The organism is Paracoccus tibetensis (assembly GCF_900102505.1).
Taxonomy (GTDB): Bacteria; Pseudomonadota; Alphaproteobacteria; order Rhodobacterales; family Rhodobacteraceae; genus Paracoccus; species Paracoccus tibetensis.
Window position 1 is genome coordinate 187,145 of record NZ_FMVT01000001.1, and the last position, 14,877, is coordinate 202,021.

At 67.1% G+C, this 14,877-nt stretch carries 14 protein-coding genes; all 14 read left to right on the forward strand.

The genetic code is table 11. From position 1 onward, the window contains the following. Positions 1-48: 48 nt before the first annotated feature. The 14 genes from BLP73_RS01005 to BLP73_RS01070 all read left to right on the forward strand — a co-directional run bounded on the left by BLP73_RS01005 (position 49) and on the right by BLP73_RS01070 (position 14,665). Positions 49-468 (forward strand): DUF5333 domain-containing protein, encoded by a 420-nt coding sequence (locus BLP73_RS01005; RefSeq protein WP_090739657.1) that lies wholly within the window; start codon positions 49-51, stop codon positions 466-468. Positions 469-478: 10 nt separating this feature from the next. Beyond that, positions 479-2,497, forward strand: coding sequence for an NADH-quinone oxidoreductase subunit NuoG (nuoG, locus tag BLP73_RS01010; RefSeq protein ID WP_090739658.1), 2,019 nt, complete (start codon positions 479-481; stop codon positions 2,495-2,497). A 5-nt stretch (positions 2,498-2,502) separates the two neighbouring features. Beyond that, the gene (locus BLP73_RS01015) at positions 2,503-3,249 is read left to right on the forward strand and encodes a hypothetical protein (RefSeq protein WP_139165868.1); all 747 of its coding nucleotides are present in this window, start codon (positions 2,503-2,505) and stop codon (positions 3,247-3,249) included. 18 nt (positions 3,250-3,267) lie between these two features. Continuing rightward, the gene (gene nuoH / locus BLP73_RS01020) at positions 3,268-4,299 is read left to right on the forward strand and encodes an NADH-quinone oxidoreductase subunit NuoH (protein ID WP_090739660.1); all 1,032 of its coding nucleotides are present in this window, start codon (positions 3,268-3,270) and stop codon (positions 4,297-4,299) included. A gap of 103 nt (positions 4,300-4,402) precedes the next feature. Then, positions 4,403-4,894 carry an NADH-quinone oxidoreductase subunit NuoI gene (gene nuoI / locus BLP73_RS01025; RefSeq protein ID WP_090739661.1) on the forward strand — a complete coding sequence of 164 codons (492 nt, stop codon included), beginning with the start codon at positions 4,403-4,405 and terminating at the stop codon, positions 4,892-4,894. After that, positions 4,891-5,304, forward strand: a complete 414-nt coding sequence (locus tag BLP73_RS01030; protein WP_090739662.1) for a carboxymuconolactone decarboxylase family protein — start codon at positions 4,891-4,893, stop codon at positions 5,302-5,304. The genes nuoI and BLP73_RS01030 overlap by 4 nt, the downstream gene beginning before the upstream one ends. Further along, positions 5,301-5,903 (forward strand): NADH-quinone oxidoreductase subunit J, encoded by a 603-nt coding sequence (locus BLP73_RS01035; RefSeq protein WP_090739663.1) that lies wholly within the window; start codon positions 5,301-5,303, stop codon positions 5,901-5,903. Before BLP73_RS01030 ends, BLP73_RS01035 begins: the two co-directional genes overlap by 4 nt. 59 nt (positions 5,904-5,962) lie before the next feature. Further along, the gene (nuoK, locus tag BLP73_RS01040; RefSeq protein WP_090739664.1) at positions 5,963-6,268 is read left to right on the forward strand and encodes an NADH-quinone oxidoreductase subunit NuoK; all 306 of its coding nucleotides are present in this window, start codon (positions 5,963-5,965) and stop codon (positions 6,266-6,268) included. Positions 6,269-6,272: 4 nt separating this feature from the next. After that, entirely contained in the window at positions 6,273-8,405 is a 2,133-nt protein-coding gene (gene nuoL / locus BLP73_RS01045; protein ID WP_090739665.1) for an NADH-quinone oxidoreductase subunit L, read from the forward strand. Between the two features lies 1 nt (position 8,406). Beyond that, on the forward strand, positions 8,407-9,963 hold the full coding sequence (locus BLP73_RS01050) for an NADH-quinone oxidoreductase subunit M (RefSeq protein WP_090739666.1): 1,557 nt from the start codon (positions 8,407-8,409) through the stop codon (positions 9,961-9,963). 10 nt (positions 9,964-9,973) lie between these two features. Continuing rightward, the gene (gene nuoN, locus BLP73_RS01055; RefSeq protein WP_090739667.1) at positions 9,974-11,446 is read left to right on the forward strand and encodes an NADH-quinone oxidoreductase subunit NuoN; all 1,473 of its coding nucleotides are present in this window, start codon (positions 9,974-9,976) and stop codon (positions 11,444-11,446) included. Continuing rightward, positions 11,439-12,209 (forward strand): biotin--[acetyl-CoA-carboxylase] ligase, encoded by a 771-nt coding sequence (locus BLP73_RS01060; RefSeq protein ID WP_245686487.1) that lies wholly within the window; start codon positions 11,439-11,441, stop codon positions 12,207-12,209. Before nuoN ends, BLP73_RS01060 begins: the two co-directional genes overlap by 8 nt. 4 nt (positions 12,210-12,213) lie before the next feature. After that, a complete protein-coding gene (locus tag BLP73_RS01065) occupies positions 12,214-12,996 on the forward strand; it encodes a type III pantothenate kinase (protein ID WP_090739668.1) in 783 nt (260 codons plus the stop codon). Further along, positions 12,989-14,665: a ribonuclease J gene (locus tag BLP73_RS01070; protein ID WP_090739669.1), complete on the forward strand. Its 1,677-nt coding sequence runs from the start codon at positions 12,989-12,991 to the stop codon at positions 14,663-14,665. The genes BLP73_RS01065 and BLP73_RS01070 overlap by 8 nt, the downstream gene beginning before the upstream one ends. Positions 14,666-14,877: the final 212 nt, after the last annotated feature.

The following is a 14,877-nucleotide window of genomic DNA, read 5'->3' on the forward strand; positions in this document are numbered from 1 at the left end:
CGGACCGGTGATTATGTGGAGGCACATCATCACCGGAAGGATAGTGCCATGTTCCGCTCTCTCATCGCCGCTGCCGCGCTTGTCGCCAGCCTCGGCCCTGCCACCGCCACCGCCACCGCCGCCGCCCAGGTGCCGCTGGCGCAGAACAGCTACATCACCGACCGCCTGGTGCAGGCGCGGGTGGCCGACCTCGTGCGGCGTGGCTGCCCCTCGATCGACGCGCGGATGGTGCGGGCCTTCCGCGAGGCGCGGGCGCTGAAGCGTCACGCGCTGGACCAGGGCTACACCGAGGCGCAGATCGACGCCTTCCTCGACAGCCGGGAAGAGCGCAGCCGCATCTACGCGCAGGCGGACCGATACATGCGCGACAGGGGCGTGGTGAACGGGCAGCCGGACACCTTCTGCCGCCTCGGGCGGGACGAAATCGCGCGGCAGACGATCGCGGGATCGCTGCTGAGTGCCAGATAAGGATGAAATCATGGCAGAATTGCGGACAATCAAGATCGACGGGACCGAGATCGAGGTCGATCCGAACCTGACCCTGATCCAGGCCTGCGAGCTGGCCGGGATCGAGATCCCGCGGTTCTGCTACCACGAGCGACTGTCCATCGCCGGCAACTGCCGCATGTGCCTGGTCGAGGTCGTGGGCGGCCCGCCGAAGCCGGCCGCCAGCTGCGCCATGCAAGTCAAGGACCTGCGCCCCGGACCCGAGGGCGCGCCGTCCGAGATCCGCACCAACAGCCCGATGGTCAAGAAGGCCCGCGAAGGGGTGATGGAGTTCCTGCTCATCAACCACCCGCTGGACTGCCCGATCTGCGATCAGGGCGGGGAATGCGACCTGCAGGACCAGGCGATGGCTTATGGCGTCGACTTCAGCCGCTACCGCGAGCCGAAGCGCGCCGCAGAGGAACTGAATCTCGGCCCGCTGGTCGAGACGCACATGACCCGCTGCATCAGTTGCACCCGCTGCGTGCGCTTCACGTCGGAAGTCGCGGGCATCAGCCAGATGGGCCAGACCGGTCGGGGCGAGGACAGCGAGATCACCAGCTATCTCAACGAGACGCTGGCCTCGAACCTGCAGGGCAACATCGTGGACCTCTGCCCGGTGGGCGCGCTGGTCTCCAAGCCCTATGCCTTCACCGCCCGCCCGTGGGAGCTGTCGAAGACCGAGACCATCGACGTGATGGACGCGCTTGGCAGCAACATCCGCGTGGACACGAAGGGCCGCGAAGTGATGCGCATCCTGCCGCGCAACCATGACGGCGTGAACGAGGAGTGGCTGTCGGACAAGTCCCGCTATGTCTGGGACGGCCTGCGCCGCCAGCGCCTTGACCGGCCCTATATCCGCGAGAACGGCAAGCTGCGCCCGGCTGACTGGCCCGAGGCGCTGGCGGCGGCGGCCTCCGCCATGAAGGGCCGCAAGGTCGCGGGCTTGGTCGGCGATCTGTCCTCGGTCGAGGCGGCCTTCAGCCTGAAGATGCTGGTCGAGGGCCTCGGCGGCGCGGTCGAGTGCCGCACGGATGGTGCGAAACTGCCCGAGGGCAATCGCAGCGCCTATGTTGGCACGGCCGAGATCGCGGACATCGACAGTGCCAAGCGGATCCTGCTGATCGGCACCAACCCGCGCGACGAGGCGCCGGTGCTGAACGCGCGCATCCGCAAGGCCTGGGTCAACGGCGCGCAGATCGGGCTGATCGGCGAGGCGGTCGACCTGACCTATGACTACCACCATGTCGGCAACGACCGTGCCGCGCTGGCCGCGATGCTGGACGAGGACATCTCGAACGACGATGACGAGCCGCGGCTGATCATCGTCGGGCAGGGCGCCTTGCGCGAAGCGGACGGGGCGGCGGTGCTGGCCCATGCCATGCGGATCGCGGAGCTCGGCAAGTGCCGCCTGCTGGTCCTGCACACGGCGGCCAGCCGTGTCGGCGCGATGGACGTGGGCGCGGTGACGCGCGGCGGCCTGCCGGCGGCGCTGGACGGGGCGCAGGTGATCTTCAATCTCGGCGCTGACGAGGTCGAGATCGCGGCCGGCCCGGTGGTGATCTACCAGGGCAGCCACGGCGACCGGGGCGCGCACCGCGCCGACATCATCCTGCCGGCCGCCTGCTACACCGAGGAGATGGGCCTTTTCGTCAACACCGAGGGCCGCCCGCAGCTGGCGCTGCGCGCCAACTTCGCGCCAGGCGAGGCCAAGGAGAACTGGGCCATTCTGCGCGCCCTCTCGGCTGAACTGGGCGCGACGCTGCCCTGGGACAGCCTGCCGCAGCTGCGCCGCAAGCTGGTCGAGGCCGTGCCGCATCTGGCGCAGGTCGACCAGGTGGCCGAGAACGAGTGGCAGCCGCTGGAGCTGGGCGACCTGGGTCGCGCCAGCTTCGTGAACGCGGTGCGCGACTTCTACCTGACGAACCCGATCGCCCGCAGCTCGCCGCTGATGGGCGAATTGTCCCGGATGGCGGCGGCGCGCAGTGCGACCGCCTTGGCGGCGGAGTAGTTTTCATGGTGACGCAATCTGCAATGCGCGGCGCGGCCTTCGTGGCGGCGGCGCTTCTTCTGGGCGGGTGCTGGGACGGCGCCTCGGACACGGAGCGGACCTCGGTCTCGTCTTCGGGTTCGGGCGCGCGGCTCGCCGGCGTGTCCTCGCCGGCGCGCGTGTCCTCGAAATCGGGCGAGATCCTGATTCTCGAGGAGGATGGCAGCGTCACTGCGATGGATCTCGACAGCGAGGCCGGGCGCGACGCCTTCCTCGTGACCGAGGCTGACCTGGCGCAGCTCAACGCGAATCTCGACCTCGATTTCGGCCGCGTCGCCCCCCTCGGCCGCGCGACGCCGCGGCGGCAGACCGCGCAGGAGAAGGCCATCGAGGATTTCGCGGCGCGCACGCAGCCCGCGCTGCCGACTTGGGTGGCGGGCACAACCGTCGAGCCCGAGATGTTCATCGGCGCCAAGATCGACACCCTGGGCGAGGGGCGCAACGCCGATCTCGTCGAGGTCACCGTGAACCTGCGGCGGGGGGTGGACGCCGATATCGGCTTTGCGTATGCCACCTGCGCATTGGCCGGTTGGGCCAAGGAGAACAAGGTCGCCTACGGGCGGCACATCCGCACCTTGCAGGACACCCGCAACGGCAAGCTTCTGGTCGGCTCGGCTTTCATGCTGTCCGACAGCCGTCCGCTCGGACTGCGGCTGATGGAGACCGAAGACACCTTGCGCGAATGCAAGACTCGCGGCATTCCCGCGGCGTGAAGACAGGAACGGGCGATCATGGCTGAATTCTGGACATCCTCCTGGGGCATCGCGCTGATCCTTCTGGCGCAGGGCCTGGCGATCATCACCTTCGTGATGCTGTCGCTGGTCTATATGGTCTATGGCGACCGCAAGGTCTGGGCGGCCGTGCAGATGCGCCGCGGCCCGAACGTGGTCGGCCCCTGGGGCCTGCTGCAGACCTTCGCCGACGCGCTGAAATACGTCGTCAAGGAGGTCGTCGTCCCGGCCGGCGCCGATCGCTTCGTGTTCTTCCTGGCGCCCTTCCTGTCGATGACCCTGGCGCTGCTGGCCTTCGTCGCGATCCCCTTCGCGCCGGGCTGGGTCATGGCCGACCTGAACGTCGCGATCCTGTTCATCTTCGCCGTCTCCTCGCTCGAGGTCTACGGCGTCATCATGGGCGGTTGGGCCTCGAACTCGAAATACCCGTTCCTCGGCTCGCTGCGCTCGGCCGCGCAGATGATCTCCTACGAGGTCTCGCTTGGCCTCATCATCATCGGCGTCATCATCTCGGCCGGGTCGATGAACCTGACGGCCATCGTCGAGGCGCAGCGCGGGGCGGGGATCTTCTCGTGGTTCTGGCTGGCCCATTTCCCGATGATGATCCTGTTCTTCATCTCGGCCCTGGCCGAGACCAACCGCGCCCCGTTCGACCTTCCCGAAGCCGAGTCGGAGCTGGTCGCGGGCTTCATGTCGGAATATTCCTCGACGCCTTACCTCCTGTTCATGGCCGGCGAATACATCGCCATGTGGCTCATGTGCGCGCTGATCTCGCTGCTGTTCTTCGGCGGCTGGCTCTCGCCCATCCCGGGCCTGCCGGACGGCGCGCTGTGGATGTTCGGCAAGATGTGCTTCTGGTTCTTCATGTTCGCGATGGTGAAGGCGATCGTGCCGCGCTACCGCTACGACCAGCTGATGCGCGTGGGCTGGAAGGTCTTCCTGCCGCTGTCGCTGGCCTGGGTGGTGATCGTCGCCTTCCTCGCCCGCTTCGAGGTCGCCGGAGGCTTCTGGGCCCGTTGGGCCGGGCTGTGAGCCGGCCACGCAAGTCTCGCCCCGCCACATGGCGGGGCTGCAAGATGCCAGGAAGGGCAGGGGCCGCGCGCCGCTGCCTCGACCACGCAAGGAGAGCGAACTGATGGCTTTCGACATCGCACGCGCCACCAAGTATTTCCTGCTGGTGGACTTCATCAAGGGCATGGGCGTGGGGCTGAAGTACTTCTTCGCGCCCAAGGCGACGCTGAACTACCCGCACGAGAAGGGCCCGCTGTCGCCGCGCTTCCGGGGCGAGCACGCGCTGCGCCGCTACCCGAATGGCGAGGAACGCTGCATCGCCTGCAAGCTCTGCGAGGCGATCTGCCCGGCGCAGGCCATCACCATCGACGCCGAGCCGCGCGCCGACGGCAGCCGCCGCACGACGCGCTACGACATCGACATGACCAAGTGCATCTATTGCGGCTTTTGCCAAGAGGCCTGCCCGGTCGATGCCATCGTCGAGGGCCCCAACTTCGAGTTCTCGGTCGAGACGCGGGAAGAGCTGTATTACGACAAGGCCCGGCTTCTGGACAACGGTCTGCGGTGGGAAGCCCAGATCGCCCGCAACCTTGCCATGGATGCGCCCTACCGATGACCGATCCGTTCCAGAAGATGTTCCAGCAGATGCTGGCCCAGGGCCAGGAGATGGCGCGCGCCTTCAACCCGGCGCTCGAGCATTTCGACATGAAGTCGTTCGAGAAGATGTTCCCCACCATGCCGGCCGACATGCTGGAAATGTGGTTCGGCAAGACCTTCAACCGGGACGGGCTCGACGCCAAGACCCGCCTTCTGGTCACCATCGCCGCGATGACCGTGCAGGGCGCCATGGCCGAGCCGCAGATGCGCATCACCATCCGCCATGCCATCGAGGCGGGCGCGAAGCCGCGCGAGATCGCCGAGGTCATCTACCAGATGGGGATGTTCGGCGGCCTTCCGGCGATGCAGAAGGCGCTGGAGATCGCCCAGAGCGTCTTCGCCGAATCCGAGGGGAGCAAGCCCGCATGATGACCTTCGCCTTCTACCTCTTCGCCACCATCGTCTGCCTGTCGGGCGTGATGGTCGTCATGGCGCGGCACCCGGTCCATTCCGTGCTGTGGCTGATCCTGGCCTTCATCTCGGCCGCGGGGCTCTTCATCCTGCTGGGCGCCGAGTTCGTCGCCATGCTGCTGATCATCGTCTATGTCGGCGCCGTCGCGGTGCTGTTCCTCTTCGTCGTGATGATGCTCGACATCGACTTCGCGAGCCTCAAGACCGAGCTGGTGTCCTTCGTCCCGGTGGGCGGGCTGATCGCGCTGGTGCTGCTGGCGGTCCTCGCCGTCGCCTTCGGCGACTGGCAGTCGGCCGAAGGCGCGGGGGATCTGGTCGCGGTGCCGGTGGGGCAGGGCGTGCAGAATACCAGCGGCATCGGGCTCGTACTCTATGACCGCTACATCCTGCCGTTCCAGGTCTCGGGCCTGATCCTGCTGGTCGCGATGATCGGGGCGATCACGCTGACCATGCGCCACCGCACCAACGTCAAGCGCCAGGACGTGATCCAGCAGATGCACCGCGACCCGGCCAAGGCCATGCAGCTGCGCGACGTCAAGCCGGGGCAGGGGCTCTAAGCCCCGCCACCGGCCCGGAAGAAAATGCAACGGGTGGAAGACCCGGAGGGACAGAAACGATGATCGGATTGTCACATTACCTGATCGTGGGGGCGGTGTTGTTCGTCACCGGGATCTTCGGCATCTTCGTGAACCGCAAGAACGTCATCGTCATCCTGATGTCGATCGAGCTGATGCTGCTGGCGGTCAACATCAACTTCGTCGCCTTCTCGGCCCATCTGGGCGATCTGACCGGGCAGATCTTCACCATGTTCGTGCTGACCGTCGCCGCCGCCGAGGCCGCCATCGGCCTTGCGATCCTGGTGGTCTTCTTCCGCAACCGCGGCACGATCGCGGTGGAAGACGTCAACGTGATGAAGGGCTGAGGGCATGGCACAGTTCATCCTCTTCGCGCCGCTGCTGGCGGCGCTAGTTGCGGGCTTCGGCTGGCGCCTGATCGGCGAGCGCGGCGCGATGGTCCTGACGACCGTCGTGCTGTTCGCCGCCGCCGCGGCAAGCTGGATCATCTTCCTCAGCTTCGACGGCGTGATGCGGCAGATCCCGGTCATGGACTGGGTCGTCTCGGGCGACTTCACCAGCCAGTGGGCGATCCGGCTGGACCGGCTGACCGCGATCATGCTGATCGTCATCACCTCGGTCTCGGCGCTCGTGCATCTCTACTCGTTCGGCTACATGGCCCATGACGAGAACTTCACCGATGACGAGCCCTACCGGGCGCGCTTCTTCGCCTATCTCTCGTTTTTCACCTTCGCCATGCTGATGCTGGTGACGGCCGACAACCTGCTGCAGATGTTCTTCGGGTGGGAGGGCGTGGGCGTCGCCTCGTATCTGCTGATCGGCTTCTACTACAAGAAGCAGTCGGCTGGGGCTGCGGCGATGAAGGCCTTCATCGTCAACCGGGTGGGCGACTTCGGCTTCCTGCTGGGCATCTTCGGCATCTGGTGGCTGACCGGCTCGATCCAGTTCGACGAGATCTTCGCCCAGGTCCCGGCGCTGGCCCAGACCCAGATGACATTCCTCTGGCGCGACTGGAACGCGGCGAACGTGCTGGCGATCCTGCTGTTCATCGGCGCGATGGGCAAGTCGGCGCAGCTGTTCCTGCACACCTGGCTGCCGGACGCGATGGAGGGGCCGACCCCCGTCTCGGCCCTGATCCACGCCGCGACCATGGTGACGGCGGGCGTCTTCCTCGTCTGCCGCATGTCGCCGCTCTATGAATTCGCGCCCGAGGCGAAGCTGTTCATCGTCATCATAGGCGCCTCCACTGCCTTCTTCGCGGCGACCGTGGGTCTCGTGCAGAACGACATCAAGCGCGTGATCGCCTACTCGACCTGTTCGCAGCTGGGCTACATGTTCGTGGCGGCGGGCGTCGGCGTCTATTCGGTCGCGATGTTCCACCTGTTCACGCATGCCTTCTTCAAGGCGATGCTGTTCCTCGGCGCCGGCTCGGTCATCCACGCGATGCATCACGAGCAGGACCTGCGAAACTATGGCGGGCTGCGCAAGAAGATCCCCTTCACCTTCTGGGCCATGCTGATCGGCACCCTGGCCATCACCGGCGTCGGCATCCCGCTGACGCATATCGGCTTCGCGGGCTACCTTTCGAAGGACGCCGTGATCGAGAGCGCCTTCGCCTCGGGCAACGGCTACGCCTTCTGGCTTCTGGTGATCGCGGCGCTGATGACCAGCTTCTATTCCTGGCGGCTCATGTTCATGACCTTCTGGGGCAAGCCGCGCGGCGATCATCACACCCATGACCACGCCCATGAGAGCCCGCGCGTCATGCTGGTGCCGCTCGGCGTGCTGGCGCTCGGCTCGGTCTTCGCGGGGATGATCTGGTACAACAGCTTCTTTGAGGAAGAGGGCGTCACCCGCTTCTTCGGCCTGCCGCAGATTGAGGCGCATCACGACGCGGGCCATGACGAGGCCGGCGCCGCCGGCACCGAGACCGCGCTGGACGGCAGCGTCGCCGAGGCCGACCACGCCGCCCCACAGGGCGAGGCGCTGCACGGCGCCGCCGGCGCCGCGACCGACCCGGCCGAGATCAGCGTGACCGGCGGGGCGATCTTCATGCATCCCGACAACCACGTGATGCACGACGCCCATTACGTTCCGACCTGGGTGAAGCTGTCGCCCTTCGTCGCGATGCTGATCGGGCTCGGCCTTGCCTGGCTGATGTATATCCGCCACCCGGACGCGCCGGCGAAGCTGGCCGCGCAGCAGCGCGGACTCTACCAGTTCCTGCTGAACAAGTGGTATTTCGACCAGCTCTACGACGTCGTCTTCGTGCGCCCCGCGCGCTGGATCGGCCGGGCGCTGTGGACGGGCGGTGACGGAGCCGTTATCGACGGCGCCATCAACGGGCTGGCGATGGGAATCATCCCGCGCCTGACCCGCTTCGCCGGGCGCGTGCAGTCGGGCTATCTGTTCCACTACGCCTTCGCGATGGTCCTGGGCATCGTGGGCTTGCTGATCTGGGTGATGATGCGGGGCGCGCAATAACATGACGAACCTTCTTTCGATCATCACCTTCCTGCCCATCGTGGCGGCGGGGATCCTGGCCCTGTTCCTGCGCGGCGACGACGCGGCCGCGCAGAAGAACGCCAAGTGGCTGGCGCTGATCGCGACGACCGCGACCTTCCTCATCTCGCTGTTCTTGCTGGCGGGTTTCGATCCCTCGAACACGGGCTTCCAGTTCGTCGAGGATCACGCCTGGATCATGGGCCTGCGCTACAAGATGGGCGTGGACGGCATCTCGATCCTCTTCGTGCTGCTGACGACGTTCCTCATGCCGCTGACGATCCTGTCCACCTGGGACGTGACGACGCGGGTGAAGGAATACATGGTCGCCTTCCTCGTTCTGGAAGGGCTGATGATCGGCGTCTTCACCGCGCTGGACCTGATCCTCTTCTACCTCTTCTTCGAGGCCGGCCTCATCCCGATGTTCCTGATCATCGGCATCTGGGGCGGGGCGAACCGCATCTACGCGGCGTTCAAGTTCTTCCTTTACACCTTCATCGGCTCGGTCCTGATGCTGGTCGCAATGATCGCCATGGCGCGCACCGCGGGTACGACCGACATCGTCCAGCTTCTGGCCTACGACTTCCCGTCCGAGACGATGCGGGTCCTCGGCTTCACGATCGTCGGCGGGATGCAGACGCTGCTGTTCCTCGCCTTCTTCGCCAGCTTCGCGGTGAAGATGCCAATGTGGCCGGTCCATACCTGGCTGCCGGACGCGCACGTGCAGGCGCCGACCGCGGGCTCGGTCGTGCTGGCGGCGGTGCTGCTGAAGATGGGCGGCTACGGCTTTTTGCGCTTCTCGCTGCCGATGTTCCCGGTGGCCGCGGACCTCTTGCAGACCTTCGTTCTGTGGATCTCGGCCATCGCCATCGTCTACACCTCGCTGGTGGCGCTGGCGCAGAGCGACATGAAGAAGCTGATCGCCTATTCCTCGGTCGCCCACATGGGTTACGTCACCATGGGCATCTTCGCGGCCAATCAGCAGGGGCTGGACGGGGCCATCTTCCAGATGCTGTCGCACGGCTTCATCTCGGGCGCGCTGTTCCTCTGCGTGGGCGTCATCTACGACCGCATGCACACGCGCGAGATCGACGCCTATGGCGGGCTCGTGAACCGGATGCCGGTCTACGCGCTGGTCTTCATGTTCTTCACGATGGCGAACGTGGGCCTGCCCGGCACCTCGGGCTTCGTGGGCGAGCTCCTGACCCTGCTCGGCACCTTCCGCGCCAACACCTGGGTCGCCTTCTTCGCCTGCACGGGCGTGATCCTGTCGGCCGGCTATGCGCTGTGGCTCTATCGCCGCGTCACCCTGGGCGCGCTGATCAAGGAGAGCCTCAGGACCATCACCGACATGACCCCGCGCGAGAAGTGGATCTTCGCCCCGCTGATCGCCATGACCCTGATCCTCGGCGTCTACCCGCGCCTTGTGACCGACATCACCGGCCCCTCGGTCGAGGCGCTGCTGGTGAACTTCAACGACGCGCTGCCCGAGGACCCCTCGGCCAGCGACGACCTGGCCCATGCCAGCGTCAGCCACTGAGGACAGTTTGATGACCGGTCTCGATCTCTCCACCATCCTGCCCGAGCTCTGGCTGGCGGTCTTCGCGCTGGCGGCGCTGATGGCGGGCGCCTATTTCGGCAAGGACCGGATCGCGGTTCCGATCCTCTGGGCCAGCGTTCTGGCGCTGCTGGCGGCGGGCTTCTATGTCGGCTTCGCCGACCGCCCGCAGCAGGTGGCCTTCTTCGGCATGTTCGCCGACGACGCCTTCGCGCGCTTCGCCAAGATGACGCTGCTGCTCTCGGCCGCCGCCGTGCTTGCGATGAGCGCGGACTACATGGGCCGCTACAAGCTGCTGCGCTTCGAATATCCGATCCTGATCGTGCTGGCCTCGCTCGGCATGATGCTGATGGTCTCGGCGAGCGACCTCTTGATGCTCTACATGGGGCTCGAGCTGCAATCGCTGGCGCTCTATGTCGTCGCCTCGATCCGGCGCGACAGCGGCAAGTCCTCCGAGGCGGGCCTGAAGTATTTCGTGCTCGGCGCGCTCTCCTCGGGCCTGCTGCTCTACGGCGCCTCGCTGGTCTACGGCTTTGCCGGCACGACCAGCTTCGAGGGCATCCTCAGCGTCGTCACGGCGGGAGAGCTGTCGACGGGCCTGCTGTTCGGCCTCGTCTTCCTGCTGGTCGGGCTGGCCTTCAAGGTCTCGGCCGTGCCCTTCCACATGTGGACGCCCGATGTCTACGAGGGCTCGCCGACGCCGGTCACCGCCTTCTTCGCGACCGCGCCCAAGGTTGCGGCCATCGCGCTGCTGGCGCGGCTGCTCTTCGACGGCTTCGGTAACGTGACTGCCGACTGGACGCAGATCATCGCGCTTCTGGCGGTGCTGTCGATGTTCCTCGGCTCGATCGCGGGGATCGGGCAGCGCGACATCAAGCGGCTGATGGCCTATTCCTCGATCGCCCATATGGGCTTCGCGCTGGTCGGACTTGCCGCCGGCACCGTGGTCGGCGTGCAGGCCATGCTGCTCTACATGGCGATCTACGCGGTGATGAATGTCGGCACCTTCGCCTTCATCCTGTCGATGGAGCGGGACGGCCGCCCGGTCACCGACCTCTCGGCCTTCAACCGCTTCGCGCAGACCGACCCGATGAAGAGCTTCGCGGTCCTGTTCCTGATGTTCAGCCTGGCCGGCGTGCCGCCCTTCCTGGGGTTCTTCGCCAAGTACGGCGTGCTGACCGCCGCCGTCGATGCCGGGATGGCCTGGCTGGCGGTGCTGGGCGTGATCGCCTCGGTCATCGGGGCGTTCTACTACCTGCGGATCGTCTACTACATGTTCTTCGGCGACGAGATCGAGCCGGTCCAAAGCCGAATGGGCGGCGTGCAATACGCGGCGCTCATGATCCCGGCAGCCATCCTGCTGCTGGGCGCGGTGACCATGCTGGGCGTCGATCAGGCCGCCGCCACCGCCGCGCGCTCGCTGACGGGGGATGTCTCGCTGATCGAGCCGGCGCCGGGTGGGTAATCCGCCGCCGCTGGACTGGCCCGAGGGCGTGGCGCGCCACGTCCTCGCCCGCGTGGACAGCACCAATGCCGAGGCGATGCGGCTTGCGCCGCAGCTGAGCGGTCCGACCTGGATCATGGCCCGCCGGCAGGAGGCGGGCCGCGGCCGTCGCGGCCGCGCCTGGACCGATCCCGAGGGCAACTTTGCCGCGACGCTGCTGCTCCGGCCACAAGGGGGGCCCGCGGCGGCGGCGCAGCTGTCCTTCGTCGCGGCGCTGGCGGTGCATGATGCGCTGAAGACGCTCTGCGGCCCGCAGCTTAACCTTGCGCTGAAATGGCCCAACGACGTGCTGCTGAACGGCGGCAAGCTCTGCGGCATCCTACTGGAGAGCGCCGGCAGCGGCGGGCAGGTCACGGCGCTGGCCGTCGGCATCGGCATCAACCTCGCGGCCGCTCCCGAGGCCGGCGCGGTCGAGCCGGGCGCGCTGCGGCCGGTCTGCCTGAAGGACGAGACCGGGCTGCTGCCGGACCAAGACCTCGTCCTCGACGCGCTGGCGGCCAGTTTCGATCACTGGTGGCGCCAGCACCGGGACTTCGGCTTCGCGCCCATCCGCACCGCATGGCTGGCGCGCGCGGCGAGGCTGGGCGAGACGGTGACGGCGCGCAGCGGCACGCAGGAGACGACGGGCAGGTTCGAGGGCATCGACGAGAGCGGCGCGCTGATCCTGACCGGGCCGCGCGGGCGCGTGGCCATCCCCGCGGCCGACATCCATTTCGGAGCCTGACGCCATGCTTCTGTGCATCGATACCGGCAACACGAACACCGTCTTCTCGATCTGGGACGGCGCGCGGTTCCTTGCGCATTGGCGCATCAGCACCGACCACCGCCGCACGGCCGACGAGTACTTCGTCTGGCTGTCGACGCTGATCCAGCTTCAGCAGTTGGACGGGTTGCAGATCGACGGTTGCATCGTCAGCTCGACCGTGCCGCGGGTCGTCTTCAACCTGCGGGTCCTCTGCAACCGCTACTTCAACACGCGGCCGCTGGTCGTGGGCAAGCCGGACTGCCTGCTGCCCGTCCCGCCCCGCGTCGATGAGGGAACGACCGTGGGGCCGGACCGGCTGGTCAACACCCTGGGCGCCTTCGACCGGCACGGGCCCGACCTGGTCGTGGTAGATTTCGGCACCGCCACGACCTTCGACGTGGTGGACGCGGACGGGGCCTATATCGGCGGGGTCATTGCGCCGGGCGTCAACCTGTCGCTGGAGGCGCTGCACATGGGCGCGGCCTCGCTGCCTCATGTGGATGTGACCATGCCCGCGCGCGTGATCGGCACGAATACGGTTGCCTGCATCCAGTCGGGCGTGTTCTGGGGATATGTCGGTCTGGTCGACGGCATCGTGGAGAAGATCCGCGCCGAGCGCGACCGTCCGATGAAAGTGATAGCCACTGGCGGGCTTGCGCCACTGTTCGATCAGGGCTTCGACCTGTTCGACGCAATCGAAGACGATCTGACGATGCACGGGCTTCGGCTCATTCACGACTACAACAAGGAGATGGGAAATGGCTGACCGCCTGATCTATCTGCCGCTTGGCGGCGCGGGCGAAATCGGCATGAACGCCTATGTCTACGGCTATGGCCGGCCCGGGAAGGAACGACTGATCCTGGTCGACCTGGGCGTGACGTTTGGCGACATGGATGGAAGCCCGGGGATCGACCTGATCCTGCCGGACATCACCTGGCTGCAGCAGAATCGCGACCGGCTGGAGGCGATCTTCGTCACCCACGGCCACGAGGACCATATCGGCGCGCTCGGCCACCTCTGGGGCCGGCTCGACGTGCCGATCTATGCCCGGCAGTTCACCGGCGCCTTGGTGCGGCTGAAGATGGAGGAGCACGGCCTGCCGGGCGAGGCGGTGAACATCACCGGCCCGCGCCCCGAGGTGACGCAGGTCGGCCCCTTCACGGTGCAGTTCGTGCCGATCAGCCACTCGATCCCGGAAAGCTCGGCACTGATCATCGACACGCCGGCGGGGCGGATCGTCCATTCGGGCGATTTCAAGATGGACGCGACGCCGGTCGTCGGTGACGCCTTCGATCCGATGGTCTGGCGCGAGATCGCCTCGGAAGGGCCGGGGGTGAAGGTGCTGGCCTGCGACAGCACCAACATCTTCTCGACCCATCCGGGCCGGTCCGAGGCGATCCTGGCCAACCCGATCCTGGAATGGGTGGTGGCGCAGAAGGGCATGGTCGTCGCGACCACCTTCGCCAGCAACATCGCGCGGCTGAAGACGCTGGCGGATGCGGCGCTGGCCTCGGGGCGGAAGGTCTGCCTCTTGGGCCGGGCGATGCGGCGCATGGTCAGCGTCGGCATGGAGACGGGGGTGCTGACGGACTTTCCCGACACGGTCGGCCCCGAGGAGGCGGCGCGCCTGCCGCGCGGCGACGTGATGCTGATCGTCACCGGCAGCCAGGGCGAGCGCCGGGCGGCCAGCGCGCAGCTTTCGCGTGGGCGCTACCTGGGGCTGTCGCTGCAGGACGGCGACAGCTTCCTCTTCAGCTCGAAGACCATCCCCGGCAACGAGAAGTCGGTCGGGCGGATCATGAACGCGCTGAGCGAGCTGGGCGTCGAGGTCTATGACGCCGATGACGGGCTCTACCACGTCTCGGGCCACGCGAACCGGCCCGACATCGAGGCGCTGCACGACCTCTTGAAGCCGCAGGTCGTCATCCCGATGCATGGCGAGCACCTGCACCTGCGCGAGCATGTGATGCTGGCGCGCGGCAAGGGCATCGGCGCCGAGATCGTGACCAACGGCACGGTCGTGGAGCTGACGGGCGAGCAGCCCCGCGTGGTGGACCAGGTCGAGACGGGCAAGCTGTACCTGGACGGCTCGCTCCTGATCGGGGCGATGGACGGCGTGGTGCGCGACCGCATCCGCATGGCGCTGAACGGCCATGCGCTGGTCAGCGTGATCGTGGACGAGGACGACAACGCGCTGCCCGATGCCTGGGTCGAGCTGATGGGCCTAGCCGGCCGCACCCGCGGCGGCGAGGACCTGGCGCGCCACATCGAGGGCGAGCTGTCCGAGTTCCTGGAGCGCGCGGACGCGAAGACCGTGCGCGACGACGGCAAGATGGACGAGGCGATCCGCAAGATCACCCGCCAGGTCGCCATGGAGGAGATCGGCAAGAAGCCCGAAGTCACGGTCATCATCAGCCGTCTGATGGCGGACTGACCGTCACCGGCGAGTTGCGTCCCGCGGTGGCCGGGGGGCCGGCCCCCCGGTCCCCCCTCTGTCCTGCTAAGCGTCAGATGCCGCGCCCCACACTGGCGCGGCGCGGCAGCGGGTCCGGGGGACGCGCAGCTCCCCCGGCTGCCCGCGGGACACAATCTGCCCGTGTCGCCGCGCCGCTCCTCGGCGGGCTTGATCTCGGCCGCAGCTTCGGG